Below are 9,497 nucleotides of genomic sequence, written 5' to 3'. Positions count from 1 at the left end.
GTGGTGGCCCAGCTCGGCACCAAGGGCTCGCTCGATCAAGGCCTTTTTGAACGCCATCGACGCATCCTGAATGGCTTCGGCACTCATCGGGCCGCTGACGAACTGGTCGATCAGCTCTTTTGGAATGGCTGGAAGGTCACGCTGGGCCCTGCGGGCCGGTTTCTTTGCGGTTGGCATACATGCACCTCTTCAACATGTTATGCCCGAACACAAAATTTATGACAGTCCCGAAACCAATCAGTGTCGGTATGACCATCCAGTACTTGAGATGCCGTGGAATTTTTTCAACGTCCTCAACCCGCACTAAACGCCTCCATTGGAGTACTTTGGGCATAAGAATAATGATCGCCATAGCGACTACACGTACCTGTCGGCCCTCAAATGGAGCATTACGAAAAATGCGCCTGTGTGCAATTACATAGTCGCTGTGTTCCACATAGCGCTCTGCTGCATCTAGCTTTTTGAACATGACAAAAAAAGTAAGTGGGAGACTGAGTATCATGATGACGCACGCACACATGCCGATGTATTCGAAAACCATTTAATCCCTCACAGTCTGATAGAGAAATTTTCCTGTGTTTTCTCCGAAAGCGCTTCCGATTTTGCCTGCAACGAGTCCGCCTGCGGCACCGCCGACGATGGCGCATGCCAACGCTCCAGCGCCTGCTGTAGGTATGCCAAAAACAATCATGCAAGCAGCGATACCAATTTGGGCTCCATACGCGCCGCCTCCAGATGCACCCGCGACTCCGGCTATCAACTTACCCCCTTCAACATACTTCGCCTGCGTACACGCTTGCTCACGCCCAGTGGAACACGCCTGCGATATCTCCAACGCCGTCGCCCCAACATCCAGCGCTATACCAATGTAAGTCCCCTTCTTCAGCATCTGCGAAGCCTTCGCTAAGTGCTTGACCCGCTCCTCATACCCCCGGATTTCTCCATGCTGCCAGTAGCTTTTACTGGAAATTCCCAGCATCTTTTTAATCGAACCTTCGTTTCTCAACCCCGTGCCAAAGCGCGCCATCCCCGAGATTTGGCTATCCAACCTCGCAAACAGCGCTCTACGCTTAACCAGAAATTCCTCCCGCGCCCCCGTGGTGCCCTTTCTCAAGTACTGCTGATGCAAATCCTGGGTCTTCTCGACGTGCGCCAAGTGCTTGCTCCAAGCACTGCTGGCACTGCCGATGCCAACGGACGAATAGGACAAGATGGCCTGCAACTGATCATGGTTTTTGACCAGGAACTGGTCGGTTGCGGAGTACGCCAACAGCGCTAGCTTAATATTCAGCGCCGAGCGCATCAGCTGTGCCTCTTCAGCGGTGCAAGCGGCCGTTCGGCTGTCGCCAATGATCACCAACTGCCCCGGCAACACCAGCGTATTGCGGATGTGCTGGTTGAGCGTGTCGAATTTGGTGTGAGTACGCGGATCAAGCGCCAGGCTCAATTTGAGCACGGGATACGGCTGCGGTCGTTCATTGATAAATGCGTAGGGTCCCTGCATGCGTGCACCTCCAAGTGACTGAGGCGCACGACTATAAGAAGGCGCTACAGCGGAGGTAAGAAGGGTATAGGGGTGGTTTTAACGATTCAGAAATGGACTACTTTAATCCAGGCGCAGACCTACGTACTGGACGTTCCGGGGGGCTTCATCGGCATAGCCATTGAGGAACTAACGGCAGAGAGCGGTCGGGTGAAATCAGGATAAAGGGCTGTGGATTCCTCAGGGTCAGACCACATTGTATTAATGGTGACCTGACCCCACTTGCGCGGGTGTTTTTTCATTTTCGCGGCGAGCCTGCGAACAGCAAGACGCCGACTGTCGACCGACCTAAAGCTTGCTGCATCCCCGTCGATAACCTCTAGGAAACCCGCCAATCATGGAGTGATTAAATGGCCCTTTCCGTCAGCGCAACCTACCTCTCACCGGCTAACACCCTACTCACGCCTTCCGGACAGAAGCTTGAGCCCCAGCCGATGACGAATGCCGACAAGAACACCCTGGCCAATGCCACGCCGGCGGCCATCTACCACCCCAGTGAAGGGACCAGCACCACGGCGGAACCGCTGGAGGCCGTCGACACCTGGATTGGCCGCTCCCAATCGCCGGACTTCCCTCGATTCGCTGATATCGCCGCCGGCGCGCACCAGACACTGAAAACCCATTTCCAGGCCTTCCAGGCAACGCTGGCGACCAGCGCGCCCGACCTTGCCAGCAAAAAGTACGGCTTCACGGTCGAGGCCGACGGCAAACTCAAAGTGCTCGATACTGCCAGCCAGCTCAGCAGCTCGGACACCCAGCGGCTCACCGACCTGCTCAACAACTCTCTTGGGCTTAAAGCGGCGGCCGTTGCTTATCGCGATGCGTCCATTGATTTGGTGGACGCTGATTCGCCCTGGTCGGGGAGTTATATGGGGTTCTACAGCCTGACCAAGGAGAATTTCGCAAAGACTATTGATCTGGCGCCGTTGTTTAAAGACACGCACACCATGGTGCCCGGGGAGTTCAGGAGCGCGACGTTTTTCACTCAGTTGTCTGATAAAGGCGAACGGGCGACGCGGGAGACGGAGGATGCGATGCTTGAGCGGCGGGCGGCGCAGGGGTTCGTGGTGCGGGTGTGATTTGGAGGGTGGTTGAGGGGCTGTTGGCGGTTGTTGCCTTTTGTGGAGGGCCGCAATCGGCCAATAGGGGTATCTCGCGATGCTCAGAAAATGAGGGAAGGTTCACGTATTACGTGTATTGGTTGATATGATTGCCAATCAATACCACAAGGCATAATGGAATATGAGCGGCGACAACACGTTACTACAGGGACTCTATTATCCTTTTTCACGCTGCATGGACAGCTGTGCGCTGAAACAATTGATGCTGGTATTCGACGCTGTGACTTTTCTGGAACCCGTCAAAGACGCGAAGTGGCGCGCCGGACTGTTTCGGAACCTTGAAACTAATGAGGATCCACGGTTTTCCAAATATCGGGGTTTGGAGCATGACCTCAAAACTCTAGAGCAGGAAGGGGCGCTATCCTTCGTCGATCCGCAAAGCCTTGCTGCTTTTAAGAGACCAGAGACTTCCCTTGCGGCCATCAGTGATCTTCAGGATCCGCTGTGGTGCAAAATGGCAAGTAATCCATCTGTGTTCGGCCTGCCACACCAGAGACAAGCCGATACACAACAGCCGACTTGGCAGATGTTTGCACAGAAAATCCCGATGGAATTTCGGCATTTTTTGGGTACCGACACAGCAAGAGAACATCTTATTAACGAGGCAGACGACCATTACGCATGGACCTTGTCATACGCGGCGGGCTCTGCAGCGACCTTGAATTTTCATTTGGCGGCGGCGGCGGATCTCGGGCTGTCTCCCATTACTGACAGCGAGTTGCATCACAGACTACTGTTGCGCAAGGCAACCCGTGCTTTAACGCCCGATAGCGAGTGGACGGATCCAGTTTCCACCCAATTGTCCCAATCAGCAACCAGCACCGCCGTAAAGCTCCTTGAATCGCTCATGCCGCATCAGGCACTTGAATCCGCGAGTTTTGATAAAATTCTTCGCTTCCGCGAGAACACGCGTGGTGATCGTGCCGCACTCGTCAATGAATTGACCGCCCGCCTTATACAGATATCCAATACGACTTCCTATGCTGAATTATCCCGTAGCCAAATAGCGTTGAGTATAGAAATTTCAAAAGAAGTCAGAGAGTACCAAGCAGCTATCGGCGCTGCTCGCGACAAACTTTGGCCGAACTTGGTTAAAGGGCTTGGCCTCACATTTGCAACCGGTACTTCGGCAGCACTTCTTTATGAGTACCTCCTCGGGGGGCCAATGGGCGTGCTTACGGGAGCATTAAGTGGAGTTGCTTACTCAAGCCTGGCGCACGTGCTGGACTCACGCGCCGAAAAACGGCAGGCCGTACGGGCCGCCAACCCTTCTATCGCTTATCTTTCAAGGGTTTCGCAACTAAAATAAGCTGGCGCTCGTAGTTGGCGGATTCCGCGCCAAGCGGAAAGCGGCCGGTACCTTGAGCAAAAAAGGGGGCCAATCTATTTGATTAAATCCGTCCCCTTCTACTGTTGTCCGATTGCTGCCTGTCGCAAAGGGGCAGCAACCCGCCAGTAACGGACATTAGCCGCTCGATGGATAAGCTGAATGCGTCGAGTGTCGACCAAGCCTCCTCAATGCCATTTCAGGATTGCGTCCGGCAATCCTGATGATGGGCAATATAAGTTTATTGAAACTTCGCTTTGTGATGATGAGCTGGACGTAGCCGCCTATTTCTACTCCAGCCTGTCTCATCCGTGTGCCTTGCGTTTTTTCTTAGCAGCAATTTTTTCTAGCTTTGATGACCTGCCTGCCACGGGCATCTGGACACCCTTCGCTTTCCATCGCGTCCCAAGTTTTCCAAGGAGTTTTCCCCAACAGTCAGTAGCCCAACACGTGAAACAGTCACATGCCACCCTTAGCATTTGATTTTCTCGTTACGTACCCTGTTGACACCTACGCTGGTGTTAGTAGTGAATAGCCACTTCGGATGAGCTACCACCACCGAGAAGGACCTTCGATATGCAGATGGCAGACCCTCACGAGGGGATGGTTTCATTTCAAAAAGCGTTGCAAGCTGGGATCTTGGACATAGGTCCAGTCCGAAATTTTGACAATTTGTTCAGTCATATCGACGAACCATCACTTGGAACGATCCGTTTAACGTACGTCCACCTCACTCAAGACCATCAATCAGTCATAGCATTTGTATCTTGTGTGATGAACGGCCAAATAGACGGGATTCCCTGTGTTTCCGTGGGATACGCAGTGCCTAAGCACTTGCGAAACCAAGGACTCGCGAAGCAGGTTCTGAAAGATGTCATTAAAGACCAAGTTTACCAAGCAGGGCAGATGGGCAATAGCAATTTGTTCATTGAGCCCGCTGTTGATGTAGCAAACATCGAATCTCAAAGAGTCGCAGAGGCTATCCTAAATAGTCCTCGGGAAAGCATTACCGACGCGGCATCAGGTTGCTCAGCATTCCGATATACCGCGAAATTCGATACTTCAACCGGGCTAAAACTCTAATAACACGTGAAAAATTAAAACCCTTTGGAACCTACAGCTTGCGATCTCCATGGTTTTAACGCTGAGGGGAACCTATATACTCATGAGGAATGACACATTGAGCAAAAAATATTTACTTAGTTCTATACGAGTCGGCCATCGTGTGGCCGAGGATGAAAAAAATGAACTAGCTAACTACTTTGTTAAGACAGCGCAATGGAACGCACTAGCCAATGGAGAAATTGATATTATTTACGGCGCAAAGGGAACAGGAAAAAGCGCCTTATACTCACTACTAACAAATAACACCAACGACTTTCTAGTTAAAAACATTTTTTTGGTCCCCGCAGAGAACCCCTTAGGAGCATCTGCGTTCCAAGGCTTAATTGACGACGACACCGACAACGAGACAGACCTTACGTACATATGGAAACTTTATATTCTTCAGTTGATTTCTGCTGAGCTTCGGAAAAACAACATTGCAACCGACGTTGCAACCACACTAATCGTTGCTCTGGAGACCGCAGGGCTTCTACCGAAGACATTCACACTGGCATCTCTCTTCGCGCAAGCAAAGAACTACATTAACAGCTTTGCTGATACCGACCCGACGGAGGTCGAATACAATATAGCGCTTGATGCTTCATCCGGAATGCCCACAGCAACAAGAAAAGCCAGCTATGCCCCTGCTGATAAAAAGGCCAAGCTTTCCAGTGTGCCTGTTAATGATCTTCTGAACTTTGCTAATCAAGGTCTCGTCGCTTCAAACAAAAAAATATGGCTTCTTTTCGACCGGCTAGACGTTTCTTTTTCGTCCTCCCCCGACTTGGAAAGAGCAGCACTACGCGCTTTATTTCGTGTATACGCCGACCTAAAGCCACTAGAAAATATTAAAGCAAAAATCTTTGTCCGAAAAGATATTTGGGAACGTATTACGGACGGAGGGTTTCGTGAGGCTAGCCATATAATAAAAACGGACACAATTGAATGGGATCGTGATGGACTATTAAACCTAGTCGTAAACCGCCTTCTTAACAACCAATCTCTTGTCGACTATTTAAAAATAAACAAGCAAGCTATAATCAGTGATTTAAGTGAACAAGAGAAATTAATAAAAAGAATACTTCCCGACAAAGTAGATACGGGCAAAAACCCTGATTCCTTTGATTGGATAATTTCGCGAGTACAAGATGGCACCAAATATGCTGCGCCGCGAGAAATCATCCACATGCTTGAATGCCTAATCTCCAATCAAATAAAAAAACTTGAACAAGGTAAGTCGGAACCGGAGAACGAAATACTTTTTGATCGTGCTGTTTTCAAAGACTCACTAATAACCGTATCAAAAGTCAGATACGAACAGACACTGTGCGCCGAATACCCTGATCTAAAAAAATACACCGAACTTCTAAAGAACGAAAAATCCGAACAAAAAATTGAAACCTTGTCACGCATCTGGAAAGAGTCTTTAGAAAACTCTCAGATACTTGCCGACAAGCTGGTGGTAGCCGGTTTTTTTGAAGCACGCAATGAAAAAAATCTCCCCACCTACTGGGTACCATTTCTATACCGAGATGCACTAGACCTGGTACAGGGCAAAGCAGTGTAACTTTTTATATTGTGGGGCGAATTGCAGCCCCACTTTCAACCATCCTTTACGAGTCAGCCCTAGATGGCTTCATGGCAAGTCTGCAGTTCGGTGTACTGGAGTACTTGGAACAGGCTAGAAACTGGATAAGCCACATCCGGGGTGATGACCCCTCAAGCGCACCGACCGATCTGAGCGGCGATGGCACCTTAGCCGCTAGCTGACGAGGCTATGCCATCAGAACGCTGCTATGACAGGCAGCTATGGGTCGAAAGCAGACCAAATGCAATGACCGCTTCTGGCCGTTTGCTGTCGCTCACGCTCGACTCTTGGCTATTTGCGCCCCCATTGCGCCAGCCAGCAATCGTCTCCATTCTGAGTGTCATGTGTGCAAGTTTGCTGGTAAATCTTGATGCAAAAATGACTGAAGAGGTCGAACGCAAATGGATGAGCCGGTTTGTGAAACTACCCAAACCCTCCTAAAACCCAGTCAGAAACGTCTCGTAAAATTGAAAGGCGCATCCACCATGCCAACCCTTTCCCTATCCCCCATCACCTTTAAACATGCGGTATAGAGTGCGTTACCTCAGCTTTAATCGTACTCCCAAAATCGTCACGGCCTCATCAAACCAGCCCTACAACCGCAACGCCCCCCGTTGCCCCACCAAAATCCCCCCTCTATAGTCCGCCCCGTCGCCAGCTTGATCGGCGATGGGATTCGCAGCCCTAAAAAGGAATTACACCAAAAACCGTTAGGCCCGACAGAACCGATTTCCGGTGACGTCCTGTTTTACGGCTGTCCGAAATTTTTCTTTCTTAGGGATCTCCACCTTGAAAACTCAACACCCGCCCCGCCGCTTCACCCCCATGTCCCAAATCGCAACCGAATACCCTGTCCTCCTCATCGACAGCGACGCCCCGCTCAGCGAACTCCACGCCTGCGCCAGCGAGCGTCTCAACGCCGCCCTCGCCTACCTGCACCTGATGGCCTGCTCCAATGTGTCCGACTATGCCGAGCACGACATCAATACCGTCGCCAATACCGCTCGAATCATCGTCCAGGATGTGGCGGATGTGTTTACGGTGATGGAGCGGCGCGGGTTTGATGTGCTGGCTGTGAGTTGATGTGATGTGAGCTGTGAGAAAACCCGCCTTGCCGGGTTTTCTGGTTTTTGGGGAGGCGGGAATTGACGGCTAGTCCGGCTTTGACGGTGTGGGTGCTGGCGCCTTCGCAGCCTCGCTGGGGCTCGACAGCTCCCACCGTTTGATGGGTGCTCGGCACCTGCATAGCGCGGGAGGCGGCGATGGCGGTGGTAGGGGCGCACCGTTATGATGTGGCCTTTCGCTTAACGCCTCAGGAAACGCCCATGCCCGCCCTCACCTTGCGCAACGCCCTCCCCGCCGATGCCGCCCGTTGTTTTGAGATTGAAATCAGTGCCTATGAAGGCGATGAAGCCGCGACGCTGGAGAAGATCGCCACGCGTATTGCGCAGTACCCGCAGGGTTTTCTGATGCTGGAGGCGGATGGCGCGGTGGTGGGGTTTATCAATTGTGGCTGCGCGCATCAGGTGGTGATGTCGGATGAGGCGTTCAAGGAGTTGGTGGGGCATTCGGCCGAGGCGCCGAATGTGGTGATTATGTCGGTGGTGGTCGACCCGGCGCAGCAGGGAAACGGCTATGCCAGGCTGTTGATGACTGAGTTTGTGCAACGCATGCGGGCGCTGGGCAAGCAGACGATTCACTTGATGTGCAAGGAGCAGCATGTGCCGTTGTACACGCGCATGGGCTACAGCTATGTGCAGCCTTCGCCTTCGGAGCATGGCGGGATGGCGTGGCATGAGATGGTGATGGGGCTTTAGGTCGTTATGGGGCTGGTGGTCTTTTTGTGTCGGGATTTATGCTCATCAGCCATCGTTCAAAGGGCAACTGTGTTTCAACTGGTAAGGACGCTGTCTCCATGGCCACTGTCTGGCGCTTAACTTGAAACGTCGTACGATAATTTTAGCCACGCACTACAGACGCACAGCTCAGGCTGTGTGAGTGCAACCAGCGGCGTTTTACCCCGTTACATCCGCCCAAAATCAACGCATTGAATGCCTTGGCACGGCTCAGTAGTCTGCGATGCACCCAGCCGGAATAGGGTCCGGCGGGTGTTTTATTGACCATCAGAGAGGTGCATTCATGCTTTCAATCAGTGCTTCAATCGCTTCGTTCTACTCACACTACGAAGCCAGCCAGATCAATACCGAAAAACCAACACCCAACCCGCCTCAACACGGGGATGGAAATGACGTGCTGATGGCCGGTTCGCAAAGCGGGAATGATGTCCTGATGGCCCGCAAGGCGACAGATCTGCACCCCCTCCAGCCCCAGCAGGAGCGTCTTCATAAGCTGTTTGAAGCAGCCCAGGTCGACAACGGCGACCCCTTTGTTAACCCCATTGACCAAACCGCCGGCGATGATGCTGAGGTGTTCGACCCCGCTACACAGTGCTGGCAGGCCACCCAAGCAGCCGGCAACGGCCAGTACACCGCGCTTGGCGATCCTTACCGTGAGGCCATCGATTTCGAGATCAAGGCCGACGGCATGGGAGGATGGCAGCAGGCGTGAAGCAACCGGTGGTATGGCGCATGGGGAACCTGCTGCATACCGCCCCACAGGCACCTATTGAGAGGCAATGATGAGCGCCCCCTTCATCGAAGTCAGCGACCAACCCAACCCCGACGCTGAACGCATCCTCGGCAGCGGCCTCGCCGCGTTCAATGAAGCGATCACCGGCGCCAATGATCGCCTGCCACTGACGGTATTGGTTAAAGACCCCGATACGCAGCAGGTCCTCGGCGGCATCACCGGCAA

9 protein-coding genes and 2 pseudogenes are annotated in these 9,497 nt (G+C 52.4%); 9 read left to right on the top strand and 2 right to left on the bottom strand.

Annotated features, from left to right (window positions below; genetic code table 11):
* Positions 1 to 177: pseudogene (locus E0F99_RS26500) on the bottom strand (IS256 family transposase); the annotation flags it as partial.
* Positions 178 to 541: 364 nt separating this feature from the next.
* On the bottom strand, positions 542 to 1,504 hold the full coding sequence (locus tag E0F99_RS26490) for a hypothetical protein (RefSeq protein ID WP_083358943.1): 963 nt from the start codon (positions 1,502 to 1,504) through the stop codon (positions 542 to 544).
* 389 nt (positions 1,505 to 1,893) lie between these two features.
* On the opposite strand from E0F99_RS26490, the gene E0F99_RS26485 reads away from it, so the two are divergent.
* The 9 genes and pseudogenes from E0F99_RS26485 to E0F99_RS30690 form a co-directional block, all read left to right on the top strand.
* Positions 1,894 to 2,622 carry a hypothetical protein gene (locus tag E0F99_RS26485; RefSeq protein ID WP_083358944.1) on the top strand — a complete coding sequence of 243 codons (729 nt, stop codon included), beginning with the start codon at positions 1,894 to 1,896 and terminating at the stop codon, positions 2,620 to 2,622.
* Between the two features lie 163 nt (positions 2,623 to 2,785).
* On the top strand, positions 2,786 to 3,973 hold the full coding sequence (locus E0F99_RS26480; protein WP_083358945.1) for a hypothetical protein: 1,188 nt from the start codon (positions 2,786 to 2,788) through the stop codon (positions 3,971 to 3,973).
* Between the two features lie 180 nt (positions 3,974 to 4,153).
* Positions 4,154 to 4,474, top strand: coding sequence for a hypothetical protein (locus E0F99_RS26475; RefSeq protein WP_130909016.1), 321 nt, complete (start codon positions 4,154 to 4,156; stop codon positions 4,472 to 4,474).
* Between the two features lie 93 nt (positions 4,475 to 4,567).
* Positions 4,568 to 5,074 carry a GNAT family N-acetyltransferase gene (locus E0F99_RS26470; RefSeq protein WP_083358946.1) on the top strand — a complete coding sequence of 169 codons (507 nt, stop codon included), beginning with the start codon at positions 4,568 to 4,570 and terminating at the stop codon, positions 5,072 to 5,074.
* A gap of 97 nt (positions 5,075 to 5,171) precedes the next feature.
* Complete coding sequence (locus tag E0F99_RS26465; RefSeq protein ID WP_130909015.1) at positions 5,172 to 6,662, top strand: P-loop ATPase, Sll1717 family; 1,491 nt, start codon at positions 5,172 to 5,174, stop codon at positions 6,660 to 6,662.
* An 846-nt stretch (positions 6,663 to 7,508) separates the two neighbouring features.
* Positions 7,509 to 7,766 (top strand): fructose-bisphosphate aldolase, encoded by a 258-nt coding sequence (locus E0F99_RS26460; protein ID WP_083358948.1) that lies wholly within the window; start codon positions 7,509 to 7,511, stop codon positions 7,764 to 7,766.
* A gap of 242 nt (positions 7,767 to 8,008) precedes the next feature.
* Positions 8,009 to 8,500, top strand: coding sequence for a GNAT family N-acetyltransferase (locus E0F99_RS26455; RefSeq protein ID WP_083358949.1), 492 nt, complete (start codon positions 8,009 to 8,011; stop codon positions 8,498 to 8,500).
* Positions 8,501 to 8,822: 322 nt separating this feature from the next.
* Entirely contained in the window at positions 8,823 to 9,251 is a 429-nt protein-coding gene (locus tag E0F99_RS26450; protein ID WP_083358950.1) for a hypothetical protein, read from the top strand.
* Positions 9,252 to 9,321: 70 nt separating this feature from the next.
* Positions 9,322 to 9,497: pseudogene (locus E0F99_RS30690) on the top strand (GNAT family N-acetyltransferase); the annotation flags it as partial.

The organism is Pseudomonas antarctica, from assembly GCF_900624995.1.
In the GTDB taxonomy this organism is placed as follows: domain Bacteria; phylum Pseudomonadota; class Gammaproteobacteria; order Pseudomonadales; family Pseudomonadaceae; genus Aquipseudomonas; species Aquipseudomonas antarctica.
The sequence above is the reverse complement of the archived record's forward strand: the minus strand, read 5'-3'. Positions and strand labels throughout refer to the sequence as shown.

Excerpts from the sequence above, each read along its gene's own strand:
- E0F99_RS26455 (WP_083358949.1), top strand. The coding sequence starts at position 8,009 with ATGCCCGCCCTCACCTTGCGCAACGCCCTCCCCGCCGATGCCGCCCGT.
- E0F99_RS26475 (WP_130909016.1), top strand. The coding sequence starts at position 4,154 with ATGCGTCGAGTGTCGACCAAGCCTCCTCAATGCCATTTCAGGATTGCG.
- E0F99_RS26460 (WP_083358948.1), top strand. The coding sequence starts at position 7,509 with ATGTCCCAAATCGCAACCGAATACCCTGTCCTCCTCATCGACAGCGAC.
- E0F99_RS26450 (WP_083358950.1), top strand. The coding sequence starts at position 8,823 with ATGCTTTCAATCAGTGCTTCAATCGCTTCGTTCTACTCACACTACGAA.
- E0F99_RS26470 (WP_083358946.1), top strand. The coding sequence starts at position 4,568 with ATGCAGATGGCAGACCCTCACGAGGGGATGGTTTCATTTCAAAAAGCG.
- E0F99_RS26490 (WP_083358943.1), bottom strand. The coding sequence starts at position 1,504 with ATGCAGGGACCCTACGCATTTATCAATGAACGACCGCAGCCGTATCCC.
- E0F99_RS26485 (WP_083358944.1), top strand. The coding sequence starts at position 1,894 with ATGGCCCTTTCCGTCAGCGCAACCTACCTCTCACCGGCTAACACCCTA.
- E0F99_RS26480 (WP_083358945.1), top strand. The coding sequence starts at position 2,786 with ATGAGCGGCGACAACACGTTACTACAGGGACTCTATTATCCTTTTTCA.